The sequence below is a fragment of the Pseudomonas sp. CP4 genome, assembly GCF_047758505.1.
In the GTDB taxonomy this organism is placed as follows: Bacteria; Pseudomonadota; Gammaproteobacteria; order Pseudomonadales; family Pseudomonadaceae; genus Aquipseudomonas; species Aquipseudomonas fluorescens_AO.
Window position 1 is genome coordinate 1,262,661 of record NZ_CP180489.1, and the last position, 21,247, is coordinate 1,283,907.

Genomic DNA, 21,247 nt, shown 5'->3' on the forward strand with positions numbered 1-21,247 from the left:
GATTATAGCCGGGCATCGTCGCCCGGCGCGAGGCGCCTGCGCGAATCAGGCGACTGGCATATGCCTTGCACCGCCCTGCTCATCAGTCTGCCGACCAATGACGGCGCGCAGGCCAGGACAATGGCGTCGTCCCCGGTTTTGCCTGCGCAGAATCCGGGACGGCGTTTTTTTTGAGGTAGCGTATGAACGAAACGTCCTTGGGGCCTCTGGCCTGGGTCAACGGCAGCGATGCGCCGGAAAAAAGCGCGATCAATCTCGGCTTCATGGCGCTGAGCGACTGCGCCTCGGTGGTGGTCGCCGCCACTCAGGGCTTCGCCCAGCCCTACGGCCTGACTCTGAACCTCAAGCGTCAGGCATCTTGGGCCAACCTGCGCGACAAACTGGTCAGCGGCGAACTGGATGCCGCGCACAGCCTGTACGGGCTGATTTATGCGGTGCACCTGGGCATCGGCGGCGTCGCCCCCACCGACATGGCGGTGCTGATGGGCGTGAACCAGAATGGCCAGAGCCTGAACCTGTCCCATGGTTTGCAACAGGCTGGCGTGAACAGTCCTGAAGCGCTCGATCGGCATGTGCACCAAAGCCGCGCAAAACTGACCTTCGCCCAGACCTTCCCCACCGGCACACACGCGATGTGGCTGTACTACTGGCTGGCGAGCCAGGGCATTCATCCGTTGCAGGACGTCGACAGCGTGGTGGTGCCGCCGCCGCAAATGGTCGCGCACCTGCAAGCCGGGCGCATCGACGGCTTTTGCGTCGGCGAACCGTGGGCGGCCAGCGCCGTGCAGCAGGACCTCGGCTTCACCCTGGCGACCAGCCAGAGCATCTGGCCCGACCACCCGGAAAAAGTCCTCGGCTGCACCCGCGAATTCGTCGAGCAATATCCCAACACCGCGCGGGCGCTGGTCATGGCCATTCTTGAGGCCAGTCGCTTCATCGAAGAAAGCCCGGAAAACCGCCGCAGTACCGCGCAATTACTCAGCGCCACCGAATACCTCGACACCCCCGCCGCGTGCATCGAGCCGCGTTTTATGGGCGACTACGCCGATGGCCTCGGTAATCGCTGGCAGGATCCGCATGCGCTGCGTTTTCATGGCGATGGCGAGGTCAATCTGCCCTACCTTTCCGACGGCATGTGGTTCATGACCCAGTTCCGTCGCTGGGGTCTGTTGCGCGAGGATCCGGATTATCTGGCCGTCGCCCGCCAGGTTCAGCGCCTGGATTTGTATCGCGAGGCAGCGAGCGCTGTCGGCGTAGCGTCTTCCTGCGCAGACCTGCGCAGCAGCCAATTGCTCGACGGCAAGGTCTGGGACGGCAGCGATCCGGCGGGCTATGCGCGCAGTTTCAAGCTGCATGCCCTGAGCGACGCCGCCCCGCTTCTCGCCCAGCGCTGACAGGAGACCGCGAACATGTTGCGCATTCTGCTGATCAACGATACCGCGAAAAAAGTCGGACGCCTGAAAGCGGCGCTGACCGAGGCCGGCTTCGAAGTGATCGACGAGTCCGGTCTGACCATTGACCTGCCGGCGCGCGTCGAAACGGTGCGCCCGGACGTGATCCTGATCGATACCGAGTCACCGAGCCGCGATGTCATGGAGCAAGTGGTACTGGTCAGCCGCGACCAGCCCCGGCCAATCGTGATGTTCACCGACGAACATGATCCGGGGGTGATGCGTCAGGCGATCAAGTCCGGGGTCAGTGCCTACATCGTCGAAGGCATTCACGCACAGCGGCTGCAGCCGATTCTCGATGTGGCGATGGCGCGCTTCGAGAGTGACCAGGCTTTGCGCGCGCAATTGCAGGCCCGTGATCAGCAACTGGCCGAGCGCAAGCGCATCGAACTGGCCAAGGGTTTACTGATGAAGATGAAGGACTGCAACGAAGAAGAGGCCTACACCCTGATGCGCCGCCAGGCCATGAGCCGCCAGCAGAAGCTGATTCAGGTGGCGGAGCAGATCATTGCCATGAGTGAGTTGCTGGGCTGAATGATCGTTCCCACGCTCCGCGTGGGAATGCATCCCGTGACGCTCTGCGTCACTTCGCAAGAGCGGACGCGGAGCGTCCATGGCGGCATTCCCACGCGGAGCATGGGAACGATCTGATCCTCCTGTAGAAGCTGACAAGTGCAACGAGGCTGCGATCTTTTCAAGCCTTGGCACAAATCTCGCTAAGCAAACCGCACAGGTAACCAACGGCGGTTGCCCCACCTACGACAAAGACGTCGCTCACCCCGTTTGCCCCTCGGCGAATCAGGTAGCGGCGTTTTTGCGTTTTGGCCCCACAGAGCGGGGCCGGTGGTGCGGCCGTGAGGCGCTCCACCTGCTGTGCATGACTCCTTTCGAGACTCTTTTCAGCCGAGGTGCGCGATGAATTCAAGCTTCTGGAAATCCGGCCATACCCCGACCCTGTTCGCGGCCTTCCTGTATTTCGACCTGAGCTTCATGGTCTGGTACCTGCTCGGCCCGCTGGCGGTGCAGATTGCCGCCGACCTGCACCTGACCACCCAGCAACGCGGCCTGGTCGTCGCCACGCCGATTCTCGCCGGCGCGGTGTTGCGCTTCGCCATGGGCATGCTCGCTGATCGCTTATCGCCCAAGACCGCCGGGCTGATCGGCCAGGTCATCGTCATCTGCGCGCTGTTCGGTGCCTGGAAACTCGGCATCCACAGCTATGAACAGGCGCTGATCCTCGGCCTGTTCCTCGGCATGGCCGGCGCCTCGTTCGCCGTGGCCCTGCCGCTGGCCTCGCAGTGGTACCCGCCAGAGCATCAGGGCAAAGCCATGGGCATCGCCGGTGCGGGCAACTCCGGCACCGTGTTCGCCGCGCTGCTGGCGCCAGTGATTGCCGCTGCGTTCGGCTGGAGCAATGTTTTCGGTTTCGCCCTGATCCCGCTGGTGCTGACTTTGCTGCTGTTCGCCCTGTTGGCAAAAAACGCCCCGCAGCGGCCAAAACCGAAAGCGATGGCCGACTACTTCAAGGCCCTCGGTGATCGCGACAGCTGGTGGTTCATGTTTTTCTACAGCGTCACCTTCGGCGGCTTCATCGGCCTGGCCAGCGCCCTGCCCGGTTACTTCAACGATCAATACGGTCTGAGCCCGGTGACCGCTGGCTACTACACCGCGGCCTGCGTGTTCGGCGGCAGCCTGATGCGGCCGTTGGGTGGCGCGCTGGCCGATCGCTTCGGCGGCATCCTCACTTTGCTGGCGATGTACACCGTCGCCGCCATCTGCATCGCCGCCGTGGGCTTCAATCTGCCAAGTTCCTACGCGGCGCTGGCGCTTTTCGTCTGCACCATGCTCGGCTTGGGCGCCGGCAACGGTGCGGTTTTCCAACTGGTGCCGCAGCGTTTTCGTCTGGAGATCGGCGTGATGACCGGGCTGATCGGCATGGCCGGCGGTATCGGCGGCTTCGCCCTCGCGGCCGGCATGGGCGCGATCAAGCAAAGCACCGGCAGTTATCAACTGGCGCTGTGGTTGTTCGCCAGCCTCGGTGTGCTGGCATGGTTTGGCCTGCACGGCGTCAAGCGTCGCTGGAGAACCACCTGGGGTTCGGCGGCAGTAACAGCGGCGCGGGTCTGAGGCCTCAATGGCTCTGCAACTGAGCTTCGCCGAAGCCAGCGCCACCGGCCCTCGCGCGGAGAATCAGGACGCCCTGCGTTCGGTGACACCGGCGCCGGCACTAGCGGTGAGCAAGGGTTATCTGTTCGCCATCGCCGACGGCGTCAGCCAGTGCGCCGATGGCGGCCTCGCCGCGCGTTCGACCTTGCAGGCGTTGGCGCTGGACTACTACGCGACGCCGGAAACCTGGAGCGTGGCCCAGGCGCTGGATCGCCTGCTGCTCGCGCAAAATCGCTGGCTGCAGGCCAACGGTGGTGGGCAACCGCTGCTGACCACGGTCAGCGCGCTGGTGATGCGCGGTCGACGCTTCACCCTCGCCCACGTCGGCGATTGCCGGGTTTATCGCTGGCACGCCGAGCGCTTGCAGCGCATCAGCGAGGATCACGTCTGGGAGCAACCGGGCATGCAGCACGTGCTCAAACGTGCGCTCGGGCTCGATCAGCATCTGGTCCTGGATTTCCTCGACGGCGAACTGCGTGAGGGCGAAAGCTTCGTGCTGCTCAGCGACGGCGTCTGGTCGACCTTGGGCGATACCGCAATCGCGGCGATTCTGCGCGATCAAGCGGACCTGCCCAGCGCCGCGCAAACCTTGGTCAACGCCGCGCATCTGGCCGGTAGTCAGGACAACGCCAGTGCCCTGCTGGTGCGCGTCGATGCGCTGGGCGAATCGAGCATCGGCGATGCGCTGGTGCAACTACAGCAATGGCCACTGCCGCCAGCGCTGAAACCCGGGCAAGCGTTCGAAGGCTGGCAAGTGCAGAGCATCGTCGGTCAGAGCCAGCAATCGCTGCTGTATCGCGTGCTCGATGGTCAGGGCCAGCCTTGGTTGTTGAAGACCTTGCCAGCGCGGCTGGCCGACGATCCGCAAGCCGGGCAGGCGCTGCTGTCGGAAGAATGGTTCCTCAAGCGCGTGGCCGGCCGGCATTTTCCGCAAATCCATGCCTGCACTCAGCGTCAGCATTTGTATTACGTCATGCGCGAATATGCCGGGACGACGCTAGCCGAAGGTTTTCAACACAGCGGCCCGTTGCCATTGGCGCAGTGGCAGGACATCGCCGAGCGCCTGTTGCGCGCGGTCGGGCTGCTGCATCGGCGGCAGATTCTCCATCGCGACATCAAACCGGAAAACCTGCTGCTGGGGGATGACGGCGAGCTGCGCCTGCTGGATTTCGGTCTGGCTTACTGCCCGGGACTGTCGGAGGACGCGCCGTCGACCCTGCCGGGAACGCCTAGTTTCATCGCCCCGGAAGCGTTTCGCGGGGATTCCCCGAGCGCCCAACAGGATTTGTATTCGGTGGGCGTCACCCTGTATTTCCTCCTCACCGGGCATTTTCCTTTTGGTGAGATCGAAGCGTTCCAGCGTCCCCGATTTGGCGTGCCGGTGAACGCCAGTCGCTATCGCCCGGACTTGCCGGAATGGCTGGCGCAAAGTCTGGAACGTGGCGTCGCGACCGATCCGCAGCACCGCTTTGAAACCGCCGAAGAGTGGCTGCTGGTGCTGGAACAGGGTGAGCGGCAAAGTTTGAGCGTGCGGCCCCGGCCATTATTGGAGCGGGAGCCGTTGAAGGTCTGGCGGACCATGGCATTGGTGGCGTTGCTGGGGAATGTTGTGCTGCTGGTTTTGTTGTTTCACAGTTGAACCGCGCCGCGCCATTCGCGAGCAAGCTCGCTCCCACAGGGGATTTTTTTCGTTCGCAGATACCTTGTGGGAGCGAGCCTGCTCGCGAAGGCATTCGGCGTCACACCGCATAACCCCCAGAATTAACGCGCCACGAACGAGCAACACGCCTCGATTCGGTGCAAAAAAACCTTTTCTCACAACCCGAATTCCCAATAAATCCGCGTCCACCCAAGTTGGCACAACCACTGCATTACCCTGTTCACCATACATAAAGCCCAACCTTCAACGACGAAGGCTGCGCTTCCCGAGAGAACGGGACCAGGACAAAGGCGTCCTCGCTAGGCAACTAGCGGGACGCCTTTTTTTGTTTGCGCAAAATTTGTCGAGCAAGGCCCGACGGCCCACCAGAGGCCAGCCGCAGCTCCCGGAGAACCTGATGAAAAAACTCAAACTGGTGATGATCGGCAATGGCATGGCCGGAGTGCGTACCCTGGAAGAACTGCTCAAGCTGAGCGACGAGCTCTACGACATCACCGTCTTCGGCGCCGAACCGCACACCAACTACAACCGCATCCTGCTGTCGCCGGTGCTGGCCGGCGAGCAGACTTTCGAAGAGATCGTCCTCAACGACCTCGACTGGTATCTGGAAAACAACATCAAGTTGCTGCTCAACCGCAAAGTGGTGGAGATCGACCGGGTCAAACGCCGAGTGATTGCCGAGGACGGCACCGAAGCCGAGTACGACCGCCTGCTGATCGCCACCGGCTCGACCCCGTTCATCCTGCCGATTCCCGGCAACACCTTGCAGGGTGTGATCGGTTACCGCGACATCGCCGACACCCAGGCCATGATCGACACCGCCAGGACCCACAAGCACGCCGTGGTCATCGGCGGCGGCCTGCTCGGCCTCGAAGCGGCCAATGGCCTGATGCTGCGCGGCATGCACGTCACCGTGGTGCACCTCGGCGAATGGTTGCTGGAGCGGCAACTGGACAAAACCAGCGGCCAGCTTCTGCAATCGGCGCTGGAATCCCGTGGCCTGCATTTTCGCCTGTGCGAACAGACCCAAGCCCTTCACGACGCCGGCAATGGCCGGGTCGGCTCGGTGCAGTTCAAGAACGGCGACATCATCCCTGCCGACCTGGTGGTGATGGCCGCCGGCATCCGTCCCAACACCGAACTGGCGGAAAAGGCCGGCATCCCGTGCAACCGCGGGATTCTGGTCAACGACACCCTGCAAACCTACGATCCGCGCATCTACGCGATCGGCGAATGCGCCAGCCATCGCGGCATCGCCTACGGTCTGGTGGCGCCGCTGTTCGAACAAGCCAAGGTCTGCGCCAATCACCTCGCGCAACTGGGTTTCGCTCGCTATCAGGGCTCGGTGACTTCGACCAAATTGAAAGTCACCGGTATCGACCTGTTCTCCGCCGGCGACTTCATGGGCGGCGAAGGCACCGAGACCATCACCCTCTCCGACCCGATCGGCGGTGTGTACAAAAAACTGGTGATCAAGGATGACGTGCTGGTCGGCGCCTGTCTGTACGGCGATACGGCAGATGGCGGTTGGTATTTCCGGCAGATTCGTGAGAATCACGCCATCGGCGAGATCCGCGATCACCTCATGTTCGGCGAAAACGCTTTAGGCGACGTAGGACATCAGGGCCAGGACAAAGCCATGGTCATGGCCGACAGCGCCGAAGTCTGCGGCTGCAACGGTGTGTGCAAGGGCACCATCGTCAAGGCGATTCAGGAACACGGCCTGTTCAGCGTCGATGAAGTCAAGAAACACACCAAGGCTGCCAGCTCCTGCGGTTCCTGCGCCGGCCTTGTTGAACAGATCCTGATCAATACGGTGGGTGGCGCGGCCGACGTCAAACCGAAAAGCGAAAAAGCCATCTGCGGTTGCAGCGATCTCAACCACGGGCAGATTCGTCAGGCGATCCGTCAGGAACACCTGCTGACCATCGCCGAGACCATGAGTTACCTGAACTGGCGCACGCCCAATGGCTGCGCGACCTGTCGCCCGGCGCTCAACTACTACCTGATTTCCACCTGGCCGGGCGAGGCCAAGGACGACCCGCAATCGCGTCTGATCAACGAACGCGCCCACGCCAACATCCAGAAGGACGGCACCTATTCGGTGGTACCGCGCATGTGGGGCGGCGTGACCAACCCATCGGAACTGCGGCGGATCGCCGATGTGGCCGACAAGTACAACGTGCCGATGGTCAAGGTCACCGGCGGTCAGCGCATCGACTTGCTGGGGATCAAGAAGCAGGATCTGCCCGGCGTGTGGAAAGACCTCGACATGCCGTCCGGCCACGCCTACGGCAAATCCATCCGCACGGTGAAAACCTGTGTCGGTAGCGAGTTCTGCCGCTTCGGCACACAGAACTCGACGCAACTGGGCATCGAACTCGAGCACGACCTGTTCAACATGTGGTCGCCGCACAAAGTGAAGCTGGCCGTGTCCGGTTGCCCACGCAACTGTTCGGAAGCGGGCATCAAGGACGTAGGAATTATCGGCGTCGACTCCGGCTGGGAGATGTACATCGGTGGCAACGGCGGGATCAAGACCGAAGTCGCCGAGTTCTTCGTCAAGCTCAAGACTGCCGAAGAAGTCCGTGAATACAACGGCGCGTTCCTGCAGCTCTACCGCGAAGAAGCCTTCTACCTCGAGCGCACCGTGCACTACCTGCAACGGGTCGGCATGGAACACATCAAGAAGAACGTGCTTGAAGACGCCGAGCGGCGCAAGGCCTTGAACGAGCGCCTGCAATTCTCCCTGTCGTTCGAACAGGACCCATGGAAAGAGCGCCTGGCGCAGCCGCAACTGAAGAAAGAATTCGACGTGATCCCCGTGAAAAACCTGGAGGTGCCGGCATGAACTGGCTCGACATCTGTGCGCTGGAAGAAATCAACGCCCTCGGTTCGCGGATCATTGCCGGTCCGAAAGGTGACATCGCGATTTTTCGTACAAGCGACGACGAGGTTTTCGCCCTCGATGACCGCTGCCCGCACAAGGGCGGGCCGCTGTCGCAAGGCCTGATCTACGGCAAGCGCGTGGCCTGCCCGCTGCACAACTGGCAGATCGACCTCGAAACCGGCGAAGCTCAGGCGCCAGACATCGGCTGTGCCCATCACCATCCGGCGCGGGTCGAGAATGGCCGGGTGCAACTGGCCCTGCGGGACGCCATCTGATGAACCGCCAGACGACCGCCTCGACCTGCTGTTACTGCGGGGTCGGCTGCGGCGTACTGATCGAGCATGACGGCGAGCGCATCCTCGGCGTCAGCGGCGATCCGGCGCACCCGGCCAACTTCGGCAAACTGTGCAGCAAAGGCTCGACGCTGCACCTGACCGGCGATCTCGCCGCCCGCGCCTTGTACCCGGAACTGCGCCTGGGCAAAGGCCTGGCGCGCGGCCGCACCGACTGGAATACGGCACTGGAACACGCCGCCAACATGTTTGCCGAAACCATCGCCGAGCACGGCCCGGACAGCGTAGCGTTCTATATCTCAGGGCAGTTGCTCACCGAGGACTACTACGCTTTCAACAAACTGGCACGGGCGCTGGTCGGCACCAACAACATCGACAGCAATTCGCGGCTGTGCATGTCCTCGGCGGTGGTCGGCTACAAACGCAGCCTCGGCGCCGACGCACCGCCGTGCAGTTACGAAGATCTGGAGCTGAGCGACTGCGTCATGATCGTCGGCAGCAACATGGCCTACGCCCATCCGGTACTTTTCCGTCGTTTGGAGGAAGCCAAATCCCGCCGCCCGCAGATGAAAGTCATCGTCATTGACCCGCGTCGTACTGACACCTGCGATTTGGCTGACCTGCATCTGGCGATTCTTCCGGGTACCGATGTCGCCTTGTTCCATGGGATTTTGCATCTGCTGTTGTGGGAAGACTGGATCGATCGCGATTTCATCAAGGCGCACACCGAAGGCCTCGCCGAGCTTAAAACGCTGGTACGCGATTACACCCCGCAGATGGTTTCGCAGCTGTGTGGCATCAGCATCGAGCAATTGCAGCAGTCCGCGGAATGGGTCGGCACTGCGCCGAGCTTCCTGTCGCTGTGGTGCATGGGCCTGAATCAGTCCACCGCCGGCAGCGCAAAGAACAGCGCGCTGATCAATCTGCACTTGGCCACCGGGCAAATCGGCCGTCCCGGTGCAGGACCTTTCTCACTTACCGGTCAGCCGAACGCCATGGGCGGGCGGGAAACCGGCAGTCTTTCCAATCTGCTACCGGGCCATCGCGATGGCGCCAACCCGGAACATCGCGCCGAAGTGGCGGCGTACTGGGGCGTGGAGAGCTTGCCCGAGGCGCCGGGCCTGAGCGCCATCGAGCTGTTCGAAAGCGTGAGAAGCGGCAAGATCAAGGCGTTGTGGATTGCCTGTACCAATCCGGCACAGTCGATGCCCGATCAAAGCGCAGTCCGCGCAGCGCTTGAGGCCTGTCCGTTTGTGGTGTTGCAGGAAGCCTTTCGAACCACCGAAACCGCTGCGTTTGCCGACCTGCTGTTGCCGGCCGCCAGTTGGGGCGAGAAGGAAGGCTCGGTGACCAACTCCGAGCGGCGCATTTCCCACGTGCGCAAAGCGGTTGTCGCACCGGGCGAAGCGCGGCCGGACTGGGCCATCACGGTGGATTTCGCACAGCGTCTGGAGCAACGCCTGCGCCCCAAGCAGCCAAGCCTGTTCGCTTTTGATCACCCGTCGCAGTTGTTTGATGAATTCAAAGCGCTGACCCGTGGGCGAGACCTGGATCTGTCCGGGATCAGTCATGCCTTGATCGACGAGATCGGTCCGCAGCAATGGCCCTTCCCTGCCGGCGCCCGCCAAGGCACGCCACGCTTGTATGGCGACGGCATTTTTCCTACAGCCAATGGCCGCGCGCAGTTCACTGCCGATCCGTATCGCGCCGCCAAGGAACAACGCGACGCGCGCTTCCCGCTGACCTTGATCACCGGTCGCCTGCGTGACCAGTGGCACGGCATGAGCCGCACCGGCACCGCCGCGCAATTGTTCGGCCACGTCAGCGAAGCCGTGCTGAGCCTGCACCCTGACGAAATGCGCCGGCACCGCTTGCAGCCCGGCGATCTGGTCAATCTGAAAAGCCGCCGTGGCGCGGTGATTGTTGCGGTCGGCAGCGACGACAGCGTGCGTCCGGGCCAGGCGTTCCTGCCGATGCACTGGGGCGATCGTTATCTCAAGGGCGGCGTTAACACGCTGACCTTGCCGGCGTTTGATCCACTGTCCAAACAACCGGAGCTCAAGCACAGCGGCGTGCGTCTGGGGGCAGTCAACCTGCCGTGGCAGCTGTTCGCCTTGATCGAGGGTGATGTTCAACGGCATTTGGAGACGCTACGACCGCTGTGCGAGGCATTTTCCTACGTCAGCCTCAGCCTTGTCGGTCGTGAGCGGCCAGCGTTGCTGATACGCGCTGCACACGCCGAGGCGCCGGATCCACAGCTGCTGGGTGAGATCGACCAGTGCCTGTCCCTGCTGGATGGCCCGGTTCTGGCCTATGACGATCCGCGTCGCGCCATTGGCAAGCGAGTGCGCATCGAAAACGGCCGTATCACTGCGATTCGCCTGGCCGGCGAAACCCTTGCGCAACACTGGTTGCAGAGCCTGTGGCTGGAGGGCCGCGCCGACCAACAACTGCGGCGCTGGCTGCTCGCGCCGATGAGCGCGCCGCCGGGCACTGTCGGAGCCATTGCGACCGACAAGACCTTGTGCAACTGCGAAAACGTCAGCCTCAACGCAGTCTGCGCCGGCATACGCCAGGGCCTGGATCTGCAAGGTCTGAAAAACACTCTCCGATGCGGCACGCAATGCGGTTCCTGCGTGCCGGAAATCAAGCGTGTGCTGGCTGCCGAAGCGCGGCCGGTCGCGGTCATTTAACGAGGACAACACCATGAATGCGAAAGTCTGGCTGGTGGGCGCAGGCCCCGGCGATCCGGAGTTGCTGACGCTCAAAGCGGTGCGCGCGTTGCGCGAGGCCGATGTGGTGATGATCGATGATCTGGTCAACGACGCGGTGCTGGAGCACTGCCCGGCTGCGCGGGTGATCCCGGTGGGCAAACGCGGCGGCTGCCGTTCGACCCCGCAGGCGTTTATCCATCGGCTGATGCTGCGTTATGCACGCCAGGGCAAATGCGTCGTGCGGCTCAAGGGCGGCGATCCGTGCATTTTCGGCCGCGGTGGCGAAGAAGCGCAGTGGTTGCGCGAGCGCGGGGTTGAAGTGGAATTGGTCAATGGCATCACCGCCGGTCTGGCCGGGGCGACGCAATGCGATATTCCGCTGACGTTGCGTGGTGTCGCGCGCGGCGTGACGTTGGTGACTGCGCACACTCAGGATGACAGCCAGTTGAACTGGCAGGCGTTGGCGAAAGGCGGGACGACGCTGGTGATTTACATGGGCGTGGCCAAACTGGGGGAAATTCGTGATCAGCTGTTGGCCGGAGGGATGGCGGCGGATACGCCAGTGGCGATGATCGAAAACGCTTCTTTGGCGCATCAGCGTGAATGTCGCAGTGATTTGACTGCGATGGCTGAGGATGCCTCGGCGTTTGAATTGAAGAGCCCGGCGATTCTGGTGATCGGTGCGGTGGCGGCTGTTACTCAAGAGCAAAAGATCGCAGCCTTCGGCAGCTCCGGGACGGCGTACAACGTGCAGGCGCTTTAAGCGTCAAAGCCAAATCGCAGACAAAGAAAAGCCCGGCCTGAGCCGGGCTTTTCCATCAGCGGCAGCTAATTACTTAGCTTGAGCTTCAACCTGCGCTTCTACGCGACGGTTTACAGCGCGGCCAGCGTCAGTTTTGTTGTCAGCAACTGGGCGGGATTCGCCGTAGCCAACAGACTGAACGCGGGACGATTCAACACCGTACTGGTTGGTCAGAACTTGCTTAACGGCGTTTGCACGACGCTCGGACAGTTTCTGGTTGTAAGCGTCAGGACCGACGGAGTCAGTGTGACCTTCAACAGTAGTGGTGGTGGATGGGTACTGCTTCATGAAGTCAGCCAGGTTTTTGATGTCGCCGTAGCTGTTTGGCTTGACTACCGACTTGTCGAAGTCGAATTTCACGTCCAGCTCAACACGAACAACTTCAGCAACTGCTGGGCAGCCATCAGCGTCAACGGTTACGTTGGCTGGGGTGTCCGGGCACTTGTCAACGTTGTCGCAAACGCCATCGTTGTCGCTGTCGGAGCAGACTTCAGCAGGTGCTGGAACTGGAGCAGCAGCTGGCTTGGAGCCGCCACCGAAGTTCACACCGATACCGACGCTAGGAGCCCACTCGGTGTCGCCCTGGTCGATGTTGTACTGAGCTTCAACGCCGGCACGGGCGTAGAAGTTCTCGGTGAAGTACAGCTTGGCACCGCCGCCAACGTTGGCGAAGGTGGAACGGTTACGACCGTTCGAACCGTTCTGGTCGATGCTCTGGTCAGAGAAACCGGCCGAAACGTATGGACGAATCATGTCGCCTGGGTTGTTGAAGTGGTACAGAGCGTCCAGAGCGGTGTTAGCGCCTTTAACGTTCTTGCCATCGTCGGCACGTACGTTGTGCACTTCGTCGTAGCCCAGACGCAGTTCAACGTCGTCGGTCAGGAAGTAACCGATCGAACCGCCGAACAGGTTGCCGTTGTTCTTGAAGTTACGAGCGCTGTCGAATTGTTCTTTCTTAGCGAAGCCTTCGATTTCAACTGCGCCTTGGCCTTGTGCCAGAGCGCCGAACGAAGTGGCGGCAATCAGAGAACCAATGGCCAAGCCCAAGGTGTTTTTCAGTTTCATCCGTTAAATCCCCATCTGGTGATTGTGAAGCAGTCCCGCAAACCGGGGGACAACTCGGCGGCAAGTCTATCAGAACTTGCCTACACGTAAGAGATATTTGCGCTGAACTAAGTTTCAGCAATGCCTGCAAATTTCTCACGCAATTTATCTAGAGCGCGTTTGTAACGCATTTTTGTCGCACTCAAACCCATGTGCATGATGTCTGCGATCTCCTGAAACTCCAGCTCTGCGACAAATCGTAGCACCAGAATTTCGCGGTCAATCGGATTCACATACACCAGCCAGCGATCAAGCCCACCCTTCTCCTCCGGCTTCGGCGCCTTTTCTTCAGACGCTTCTTCAAGAGGGTCCAGACTGAGAGCGTCCATCAAGCGACGCTTACGCCGTTCCTTCCGATACTGCGTGATGCATTCGTTGTAAGTGATGCTGTAAAGCCAGGTTTTGAACTTCGATTTCCCCTCGAAGTTCTTCAGGCCGTACAGCACCTTCAGCATCACTTCCTGACAGACATCGTCTGCGTCGCGATCGTTCCCAAGATATCTCGCGCAGACGTTAAATAATGTTCGCTGGTAACGCCGCATCAACTCTTCGTAGGCGCGCGTTACGTGAAACAGCTCGGTATGCGAGCGCGCGACCAACTCCTCATCAGAGAGCTCGCGGGGGTCGTAGCGCGTGGATAGCGGTTGGGCTTTATTCAAAACAAGTCGTGCCGACAGTCAGGTCAATGTCCGCCACAACCAGCCTCGGCTGGCATTTTGCGGCGGCATACATTAGCAGGGTTTGCCGGTTTAGCGGCTACTCACATGCTGTTCCAGCAGGATCCGATTGGAAAGAGAGACTAGCTCACCCTCATCGGTCAGCAATGTGGTTTTAACCGTGCCGATCTCTTCGATCTGGCCTTCGACCTCGCCAACACGCACTTGTTGCCCAACCTCATACAGCTCACGCACATAGATTCCCGCAAGAATCTGACCGGCAATTTCCCGGCTTCCCAAACCCATTGCCAGCGCAACTGCCAGACCAACGGTAATCAATACGATGACAATCACATGGTTCAGCAGGTCAGTCTTGACCTCGAGCTGGCTGATCGCAACCGAGATGCTGATGATGATCACCAGCCCTTGGGCGATCCGCCCCAACCCGGAAGCGTAGTCCAGGCCTACGCCTTCTGCTGCGCCGCGCACCAGCCCGTTGGCCAGTTGCGCCAGCAGGACCCCGACCAGCAACACCAGCGCGGCGCCGAATACTTTCGGCAGATACAACGCCAGCATATCCAGCGTAGCTGAAACTCGCTCAAGGCCAAGGGATTCTGCCGCAGAAACCAGAAAGATCAGCAGAACGAACCAATAAACGATTTTACCGATCAGTGTCGAGATCGGCACCTGCAGCCCGGCGCGCGACATCAACTTGGTCAACCCGGTGCCGCCCATCAGGCGATCGAGGCCCAGTTTGGCGAGCAATTTGGAAAGCAAGGTGTCGAGCAGTTTGGCCACGACGAAACCCAACAGCAGCACAACCAGTGCGCCGAACAGGTTCGGAATGAAATTGGCGACTTTGGTCCACAACGCAGTCATTGCAGTGACGAGGCTCTGAGTCCAGAGATCAAGTTCCATATTCAATCAGCCTTATCAGCAGTGCGAGCAGTGGTTTTACGGAGACGGGAAACCGGCGAGACATGCGCCGAGCCATTGTTCAGGGCGATCATCAGCGCGGGCAGCCAGCGGCCCAGCAGGCTGAACAGATCGCCGGCGCCGACCTGGCGGTTGGCGGTTTTGAGTACGCGGCCCAGGCACGCATCGTCGTCGCGGCTGGACGGCGAAGCGTTGAGCATGTCGCGCAAAGACTGTTCAAACGGATCGTGCATACGCACCTCTCGTGATGTCTGTGAAAGACGCGGGCAGATTTGCTCGGGTCACATGCGCCATGTTCACACCCAGCGCAATCGACGGAACAACCACCACTGGCCGAATGCCAGGGCGAGTACCGTCAGGCAGGCAATCAGGAAACCATACGGGCTCTCGGCGAACGGAATCCCGCCGACATTGATACCCAGCAGACCGGTGATGAAACTCATCGGCAAAAAGATGCAGGTAATGATGCCGAAGCGGTACATGGTGCGATTCATGTGCACGCTCAAACGCCGGTCTTCGGCCTCCAGCACAAGCCCCACGCGCTCTCGGGTCAATTCGAGCTCTTCCAGATAACGGGTCAGGCTGTTGTTCAATTCGTTCCAGTAGTCGGCGTCGTCTTCAACGAACCAAGGCAGTTTTATCCGCGTCAGTTGTCCGAAAATGTCCCGCTGCGGCGCAAGAAAGCGCTTCAGCCCGGCTGCCCGACGGCGGATGTGCAAAATGGCGCCATGCTCGGGGGTATACCGTTCGTCGGCATCGAGTTTTTCTTCCTCTTCATCGACCACTTCCGAGAGACACGTGACCAGATCCTGCACTTTATTGGTGAGGAACTGCGCCAGATACAGCATCAATTCAGAGGAGGTTTTCGGGCCTTTGCCCTCGCCAAGCAGCGTCATCAGCTCATCCGTGGCGCGCAACGGACGCAAACGCAGGGAAATCACCCGCTGAGCGGAAGCGAAGATCCGCACCGAGACCATGTCTTCCGGCTCGGCGCCGGGGTTGAGATTGACCCCGCGCAAAAACAACAGCAGCTCGGAGTCGGGCAACGGCAACAGACGCGGCCGGGTATTTTCTTCCAGCAGCAGATCGCAGGTGAATTCATTGAGCCCGCTGGACTTGCGCAGCCAGGTCTGGGTCTGCGGATGGCTGCGGTCCCAGTGCAGCCACAGGCTTTCATGGGCCTGCAACTGCAAATCGTCGAGCTCAGTCCGGGCTATCGAACGCGCACCGCCCTTGCCATCCAGCACCAGGGCATGCACCAGCCCCCATTGCGCGTTTTCTTCCTCGAACATCCGCATCCCTTGTCGAAAAGCTTATTCAGGCATTTTCAGCGGAGTCGGCGAAACAATCACGCCGTTGTTGTCCGCATAAATGTACTGACCGGGGTGAAACGTCACGCCGGCGAAGGTCACTGGAACATTGAGGTCGCCGATGCCGCGCTTGTCGGTTTTCATCGGGTGACTGGCCAGCGCCTGCACGCCGAGATCGGTCTGCGCAATGACGTCGACGTCACGGATGCAACCGTAGATCACCAGCCCTTCCCAACCGTTCTGCGCGGCCTTGGCGGCAATCATGTCGCCCAGCAGGGCGCGGCGCAGCGAGCCGCCACCGTCAACCACCAGCACTTTGCCCTTGCCGTTGAGCTCGGCTTGCTCCTTGACCAGCGAATTGTCTTCGAAGCACTTGATGGTCACGATTTCGCCGCCGAAGGAATCACGGCCGCCGAAATTGCTGAACATCGGTTCCAGCACCTGCACCAGCTCCGGGTAGGCGTCGCACAGATCAGGCGTAAGGTAATGTTCCATCGAAAAACTCCTGTAACAAGGAAGACGATCAAGGGATGCCGCATTCTGATGAGACGAGTTCCGGCGGTCGCTGTTTACCTTAGTCCATGCCATGGTCGCTGACGCAACCTGAACAAACCCTGAAACGTAATCGCTAAACAGTCACGAAATATGACCGGAACCGCACAATGCGTCATATCTTAGCCGCAAGCCAGGCTGAACGGAACGCCCCTCACCCTGCAGCGGCCAGATCCGCCGTCTGCGCCAGCAACGGCGTCTGCTGATCGTTCAACCAGCGCGCCACCAGCGGCCACACCTCAGCCTGCGCCGCTTTGCTCACCAGCATTTCGACATGACCGAAATTATCCGAGAAGCCCTGCTCGCGGCCCAGACTGATGAACTGCTTGTGCTCGGAGCCGATCTGCTCGAACAGCTTGCGGCAGGCCCACGCCGGATCCTGATGATCCCCCGCTGCCGCCACGGCCAACACCGGCACCTGAACCTCGGCGAGCCCCGCCCACCAGTCCTTGTCCTTGTCGCCGAAGCGGCCGAACAAGCCGTACCAGCGCATGCTTTCGATGGCCAGGCCGATCGGCTCGTCTTCCGGGCCGCGCTTGAGGCGTGAGCCGGACAACTGCGCGAAACGCTTGAGAATAAAGCGCCCGCCCCACTCCACCGGTGGGATTTTCAACGGCCAATAGGTGCGACTGACCTGAGTGCCGAAAAACGCCGCCGAGGCCACGGCCGGTTCGCCAAGGTATTCGCCGCCGAGCGCTGCTGCCAAGGTGATGCCGCCCAGCGAATGGCCGATCCAGTGCGGGATCTGCCCGCTCTGCTCACGCACGAACGCGGCAATCGCCGGCAGATCGTAACGGGCGTAGTCGGCCACGCGGTTGCGCCGGTAGTCTTCGTTGCGCTGTGACAGGCCGTGACCGCGCATTTCCGGGATCCACACGTCGAAGCCCAGCCGCGTCAGATACGCGCCGAGCCCGAGGCCTTTGGGGGAAAACCAGAAGCGCCGATTGGAAAAGCTGCCGTGCAACAGAATCACCGGCACGCCGCGTGGCGCCGTGTCATCGGCCATGCCCAGGCGGGTGACGGCGATTTCCACGGACCAGTCCGGGCTGTTGCCGGGTTTCAATCGATAGACGTCTTCGCTCAGATCGCCGCGCCGCTCGGCGCTGATCAGCGCGACAGGAAACAGGTTGCTGCTGCTTTGCATAATGCTCTTGCACAAAAAAGGGCGGCATCCGCTGGAGCCCGCCCTACTTCAATCTCAAGGCCCGGCCCATGTGGGAGCGAGCCTGCTCGCGAAAGCGGTGTATCAGCCAACATCCATGGGTGAATGTTGCTGCGTCTTCGCGAGCAGGCTCGCTCCCACATGGGGCGCGGGCCAATTACATACTGATCAAGCCTGACCTTCGGCGAGGAAGAACCAGGTTTCCAGCACGGTATCCGGGTTCAGCGACACGCTTTCGATGCCCTGTTCCATCAGCCACTTGGCCAGATCCGGATGGTCGGAAGGACCCTGACCGCAGATGCCAATGTACTTGCCGGCCTTGTTGCAGGCCTGAATGGCATTGGCCAACAGCTTCTTCACCGCCGGATTCCGCTCGTCGAACAGGTGCGCGATGATCCCCGAGTCACGGTCCAGACCCAAAGTCAGCTGGGTCAGGTCGTTGGAGCCAATCGAGAAACCGTCGAAGAATTCGAGGAATTCCTCAGCCAGAATCGCGTTGGATGGCAGCTCGCACATCATGATCACGCGCAGACCGTTCTCGCCGCGCTTCAAGCCGTTTTCGGCGAGCAGATCGACCACTTGGCTGGCTTCGCCGAGAGTACGGACGAACGGCACCATGATTTCCACGTTGGTCAGGCCCATCTCGTTGCGCACGCGTTTCAGCGCGCGGCATTCGAGTTCGAAGCAGTCGCGGAACGATTCGCTGATGTAACGCGAAGCGCCACGGAAGCCCAGCATCGGGTTTTCTTCTTCCGGCTCGTAGAGCTTGCCGCCGATCAGGTTGGCGTATTCGTTGGACTTGAAGTCCGACAGACGCACGATGACTTTTTTCGGCGTGAACGCGGCAGCCAGGGTGCTGATGCCTTCGACCAGTTTGTCGACATAGAAGTCGACCGGGTCGCTGTAACCGGCAATACGCTTGTCGACGCTGTCTTTGATTTCCTGCGGCAGGCCGTCGTAGTTCAACAGCGCTTTCGGGTGCACGCCGATCATGCGGTTGATGATGAATTCCAGACGCGCCAGACCGACGCCGGCGTTCGGCAATTGGGCGAAGTCGAAGGCGCGATCCGGGTTGCCGACGTTCATCATGATCTTGAAAGGCAGCTCCGGCATGGCGTCGACGGAGTTCTTCTTGATGTCGAAGCCCAGTTCGCCTTCGAAGATGTAACCGGTGTCGCCTTCGGCGCAGGACACGGTCACGCCCTGGCCATCCTTCAGCAACTGGGTGGCATTGCCGCAACCAACCACGGCCGGAATGCCCAGCTCGCGGGCGATGATCGCCGCGTGGCAGGTACGCCCGCCACGGTTGGTGACAATGGCGCTGGCGCGCTTCATGACCGGTTCCCAGTCCGGGTCGGTCATGTCGGAAACCAGCACATCGCCCGGCTGGACTTTGTCCATTTCCGAGACGTCTTTGATGATCCGTACTTTACCGGCGCCGATGCGCTGGCCGATCGCCCGACCTTCCACCAGCACGGTGCCGGTTTCTTTCAGCAGGTAACGTTCCATGACGTTGGCCTGGGTGCGGCTTTTCACGGTTTCCGGACGCGCTTGCACGATGTACAGCTTGCCGTCGTCACCGTCCTTGGCCCACTCGATGTCCATCGGGCAGCCGTAGTGTTTTTCGATGATCATCGCCTGCTTGGCCAGCTCGCTGACTTCGGCGTCGGTCAGGCAGAAACGCGCGCGCTCGGCCTTGTCGACATCGACGGTCTTGACCGAACGACCGGCCTTGGCTTCGTCGCCGTAGATCATCTTGATGGCTTTGCTGCCCAGGTTGCGCCGCAGGATCGCCGGCCGACCAGCCTCCAGCGTGCCTTTGTGTACGTAAAACTCATCCGGGTTGACCGCGCCTTGTACGACGGTTTCGCCCAGGCCGTAAGCGCCGGTGATGAACACCACGTCACGGAAACCCGATTCGGTATCGAGGGTGAACATCACGCCGGCGGTGCCGGTTTCCGAACGCACCATGCGTTGCACGCCAGCCGACAGGGCGACCAGTTTATGGTCGAAGCCCTGGTGCACGCGGTAGGAGATCGCACGGTCGTTGAACAGCGAAGCGAACACCTCTTTGGCGGCGCGGATAACGTTTTCCACGCCACGGATGTTCAGGAAGGTTTCCTGCTGACCGGCGAAGGAGGCGTCCGGCAAGTCTTCGGCGGTGGCGGAAGACCGCACGGCCACGGCCACATCAGGATTACCGGCCGACAGCGCAGCGAACGCGGTGCGGATCTCGGTATTGAGCTTTTCAGGGAATTCGGCGTCCATGATCCATTGACGGATCTGCGCGCCGGTCTTGGCCAGAGCATTGACGTCGTCGACGTCAAGCGCGTCGAGGGCCTTGTGGATCTGCTCGTTCAGGCCGCTCAGTTCGAGGAAGTCACGATAGGCCTGAGCCGTCGTGGCGAAGCCGCCGGGGACCGAAACACCGGCGCCTGCCAGGTTACTGATCATCTCGCCCAGGGATGCGTTCTTGCCCCCCACATGCTCAACATCGTGTTTGCCGAGCTTATCGAGGGAAACTACGTACTCTACCAAGGTGATCTCTCCACTAACTGTGTTGGAAAAGCTCAGAAACCGGCGGCCCGGGGGAGCCTTGGCCGGTTGTATGGCCTGGACCTGGAAAATAAGTGAGAATGCGGGCCAATGGCGGCCGGCAAATCGCGCCTATCATATCCAAGAATGTTCATTAGTCTAAGGCCCAAGGTGCAAATGAAACGATCTGCTTTCTTCATCTCCGATGGCACCGGCATTACCGCCGAAACCCTGGGTCAAAGCCTGTTGGCGCAGTTCGAAAACATCACCTTCAGCAAATTCACGCGGCCTTACATCGACAGCGTGGAAAAAGCGCGGGCCATGGTACAACAAATCAACAAAGCCGCTGAAACCGACGGCTTTCGCCCGATCATCTTCGACACCATCGTCAATCAGGACATTCGTGAGATTCTCGCAACGTCCAATGGTTTCATGATCGACATTTTCTCGACCTTCCTCGCGCCGCTCGAACAGGAGCTCACCGAGCATTCTTCCTACACCGTGGGCAAGTCGCACTCCATCGGGCACAACTCCAATTACATGGAGCGCATCGAGGCGGTGAACTTTGCCCTCGACAACGATGACGGCGCGCGCACCCACTATTACGACAAAGCCGATCTGATACTAGTGGGCGTGTCGCGATGCGGCAAAACGCCGACGTGTCTGTACATGGCCATGCAGTTTGGCATCCGAGCGGCCAACTATCCGCTGACCGAAGACGACATGGAACGCCTGACCCTGCCCACCGCCCTGCGCGCCCACCAGCACAAGCTGTTCGGCTTGACCATCGACCCCGACCGCCTCACCGCGATCCGCAACGAGCGCAAGCCCAACAGCCGTTATTCGAGCTACGCCCAGTGCGAGTTCGAAGTGCGCGAAGTGGAAAACCTGTTCCGCCGCGAGAACATTCCCCATATCAATTCCACGCATTTCTCGGTGGAAGAGATTTCGGCGAAGATTCTGGTGGAAAAAGGCGTTGAGCGGCGTTTCAAGTAGGTTTGCGGTGCCAGATCTGA

The 21,247-nt window shown here is 60.8% G+C and carries 17 protein-coding genes; 9 read left to right on the forward strand and 8 right to left on the reverse strand.

Features of this window, described 5'->3' with window-relative positions:
- Positions 1-182: 182 nt before the first annotated feature.
- The 8 genes from ACMYUN_RS05460 to cobA all read left to right on the forward strand — a co-directional run bounded on the left by ACMYUN_RS05460 (position 183) and on the right by cobA (position 11,937).
- Entirely contained in the window at positions 183-1,394 is a 1,212-nt protein-coding gene (locus ACMYUN_RS05460) for a CmpA/NrtA family ABC transporter substrate-binding protein (protein WP_415763176.1), read from the forward strand.
- A gap of 15 nt (positions 1,395-1,409) precedes the next feature.
- The gene (locus tag ACMYUN_RS05465) at positions 1,410-1,985 is read left to right on the forward strand and encodes an ANTAR domain-containing response regulator (RefSeq protein ID WP_007916390.1); all 576 of its coding nucleotides are present in this window, start codon (positions 1,410-1,412) and stop codon (positions 1,983-1,985) included.
- A gap of 381 nt (positions 1,986-2,366) precedes the next feature.
- Positions 2,367-3,578, forward strand: a complete 1,212-nt coding sequence (locus ACMYUN_RS05470; protein ID WP_415763177.1) for a nitrate/nitrite transporter — start codon at positions 2,367-2,369, stop codon at positions 3,576-3,578.
- Positions 3,579-3,585: 7 nt separating this feature from the next.
- Positions 3,586-5,256: a protein kinase domain-containing protein gene (locus ACMYUN_RS05475; protein WP_415763178.1), complete on the forward strand. Its 1,671-nt coding sequence runs from the start codon at positions 3,586-3,588 to the stop codon at positions 5,254-5,256.
- 418 nt (positions 5,257-5,674) lie between these two features.
- Positions 5,675-8,128, forward strand: a complete 2,454-nt coding sequence (gene nirB / locus ACMYUN_RS05480) for a nitrite reductase large subunit NirB (RefSeq protein WP_016773837.1) — start codon at positions 5,675-5,677, stop codon at positions 8,126-8,128.
- On the forward strand, positions 8,125-8,442 hold the full coding sequence (gene nirD, locus ACMYUN_RS05485; RefSeq protein WP_016773836.1) for a nitrite reductase small subunit NirD: 318 nt from the start codon (positions 8,125-8,127) through the stop codon (positions 8,440-8,442). The genes nirB and nirD overlap by 4 nt, the downstream gene beginning before the upstream one ends.
- Positions 8,442-11,153 (forward strand): molybdopterin-dependent oxidoreductase, encoded by a 2,712-nt coding sequence (locus ACMYUN_RS05490; protein WP_415763179.1) that lies wholly within the window; start codon positions 8,442-8,444, stop codon positions 11,151-11,153. Before nirD ends, ACMYUN_RS05490 begins: the two co-directional genes overlap by 1 nt.
- A 13-nt stretch (positions 11,154-11,166) precedes the next feature.
- Positions 11,167-11,937, forward strand: coding sequence for a uroporphyrinogen-III C-methyltransferase (gene cobA / locus ACMYUN_RS05495; RefSeq protein ID WP_415763180.1), 771 nt, complete (start codon positions 11,167-11,169; stop codon positions 11,935-11,937).
- Between the two features lie 69 nt (positions 11,938-12,006).
- Here cobA and ACMYUN_RS05500 read toward each other — a convergent pair whose 3' ends face one another.
- The 8 genes from ACMYUN_RS05500 to ppsA all read right to left on the reverse strand — a co-directional run bounded on the left by ACMYUN_RS05500 (position 12,007) and on the right by ppsA (position 20,234).
- Positions 12,007-13,041, reverse strand: a complete 1,035-nt coding sequence (locus ACMYUN_RS05500; protein ID WP_016773833.1) for an OmpA family protein — start codon at positions 13,039-13,041, stop codon at positions 12,007-12,009.
- 107 nt (positions 13,042-13,148) lie between these two features.
- A complete protein-coding gene (gene sigX, locus ACMYUN_RS05505; RefSeq protein WP_016773832.1) occupies positions 13,149-13,739 on the reverse strand; it encodes an RNA polymerase sigma factor SigX in 591 nt (196 codons plus the stop codon).
- Between the two features lie 90 nt (positions 13,740-13,829).
- Positions 13,830-14,654, reverse strand: coding sequence for a mechanosensitive ion channel family protein (locus ACMYUN_RS05510; protein ID WP_016773831.1), 825 nt, complete (start codon positions 14,652-14,654; stop codon positions 13,830-13,832).
- A gap of 2 nt (positions 14,655-14,656) precedes the next feature.
- Positions 14,657-14,905 (reverse strand): hypothetical protein, encoded by a 249-nt coding sequence (locus ACMYUN_RS05515; protein ID WP_003223293.1) that lies wholly within the window; start codon positions 14,903-14,905, stop codon positions 14,657-14,659.
- A 63-nt stretch (positions 14,906-14,968) separates the two neighbouring features.
- On the reverse strand, positions 14,969-15,964 hold the full coding sequence (locus ACMYUN_RS05520) for a zinc transporter ZntB (RefSeq protein WP_039762997.1): 996 nt from the start codon (positions 15,962-15,964) through the stop codon (positions 14,969-14,971).
- A gap of 21 nt (positions 15,965-15,985) precedes the next feature.
- Positions 15,986-16,477 (reverse strand): ribonuclease E activity regulator RraA, encoded by a 492-nt coding sequence (gene rraA, locus ACMYUN_RS05525; RefSeq protein ID WP_039762996.1) that lies wholly within the window; start codon positions 16,475-16,477, stop codon positions 15,986-15,988.
- A 211-nt stretch (positions 16,478-16,688) separates the two neighbouring features.
- A complete protein-coding gene (locus ACMYUN_RS05530) occupies positions 16,689-17,678 on the reverse strand; it encodes an alpha/beta fold hydrolase (protein ID WP_415763181.1) in 990 nt (329 codons plus the stop codon).
- 186 nt (positions 17,679-17,864) lie between these two features.
- Entirely contained in the window at positions 17,865-20,234 is a 2,370-nt protein-coding gene (ppsA, locus tag ACMYUN_RS05535; protein WP_039762994.1) for a phosphoenolpyruvate synthase, read from the reverse strand.
- A 174-nt stretch (positions 20,235-20,408) separates the two neighbouring features.
- On the opposite strand from ppsA, the gene ACMYUN_RS05540 reads away from it, so the two are divergent.
- On the forward strand, positions 20,409-21,227 hold the full coding sequence (locus tag ACMYUN_RS05540; RefSeq protein ID WP_016773826.1) for a pyruvate, water dikinase regulatory protein: 819 nt from the start codon (positions 20,409-20,411) through the stop codon (positions 21,225-21,227).
- Positions 21,228-21,247 lie beyond the last annotated feature (20 nt).

Bases quoted from the DNA above. Each gene is read 5' to 3' on its own strand.
- ACMYUN_RS05460 (WP_415763176.1), top strand. From the start codon at position 183: ATGAACGAAACGTCCTTGGGGCCTCTGGCCTGGGTCAACGGCAGCGAT.
- ACMYUN_RS05465 (WP_007916390.1), top strand. From the start codon at position 1,410: ATGTTGCGCATTCTGCTGATCAACGATACCGCGAAAAAAGTCGGACGC.
- ACMYUN_RS05530 (WP_415763181.1), bottom strand. From the start codon at position 17,678: ATGCAAAGCAGCAGCAACCTGTTTCCTGTCGCGCTGATCAGCGCCGAG.
- ACMYUN_RS05470 (WP_415763177.1), top strand. From the start codon at position 2,367: ATGAATTCAAGCTTCTGGAAATCCGGCCATACCCCGACCCTGTTCGCG.
- ACMYUN_RS05500 (WP_016773833.1), bottom strand. From the start codon at position 13,041: ATGAAACTGAAAAACACCTTGGGCTTGGCCATTGGTTCTCTGATTGCC.
- nirD (WP_016773836.1), top strand. From the start codon at position 8,125: ATGAACTGGCTCGACATCTGTGCGCTGGAAGAAATCAACGCCCTCGGT.
- ACMYUN_RS05475 (WP_415763178.1), top strand. From the start codon at position 3,586: ATGGCTCTGCAACTGAGCTTCGCCGAAGCCAGCGCCACCGGCCCTCGC.
- cobA (WP_415763180.1), top strand. From the start codon at position 11,167: ATGAATGCGAAAGTCTGGCTGGTGGGCGCAGGCCCCGGCGATCCGGAG.
- ACMYUN_RS05510 (WP_016773831.1), bottom strand. From the start codon at position 14,654: ATGGAACTTGATCTCTGGACTCAGAGCCTCGTCACTGCAATGACTGCG.
- ACMYUN_RS05540 (WP_016773826.1), top strand. From the start codon at position 20,409: ATGAAACGATCTGCTTTCTTCATCTCCGATGGCACCGGCATTACCGCC.
- nirB (WP_016773837.1), top strand. From the start codon at position 5,675: ATGAAAAAACTCAAACTGGTGATGATCGGCAATGGCATGGCCGGAGTG.
- ACMYUN_RS05520 (WP_039762997.1), bottom strand. From the start codon at position 15,964: ATGTTCGAGGAAGAAAACGCGCAATGGGGGCTGGTGCATGCCCTGGTG.
- rraA (WP_039762996.1), bottom strand. From the start codon at position 16,477: ATGGAACATTACCTTACGCCTGATCTGTGCGACGCCTACCCGGAGCTG.
- ACMYUN_RS05490 (WP_415763179.1), top strand. From the start codon at position 8,442: ATGAACCGCCAGACGACCGCCTCGACCTGCTGTTACTGCGGGGTCGGC.
- ACMYUN_RS05515 (WP_003223293.1), bottom strand. From the start codon at position 14,905: ATGCACGATCCGTTTGAACAGTCTTTGCGCGACATGCTCAACGCTTCG.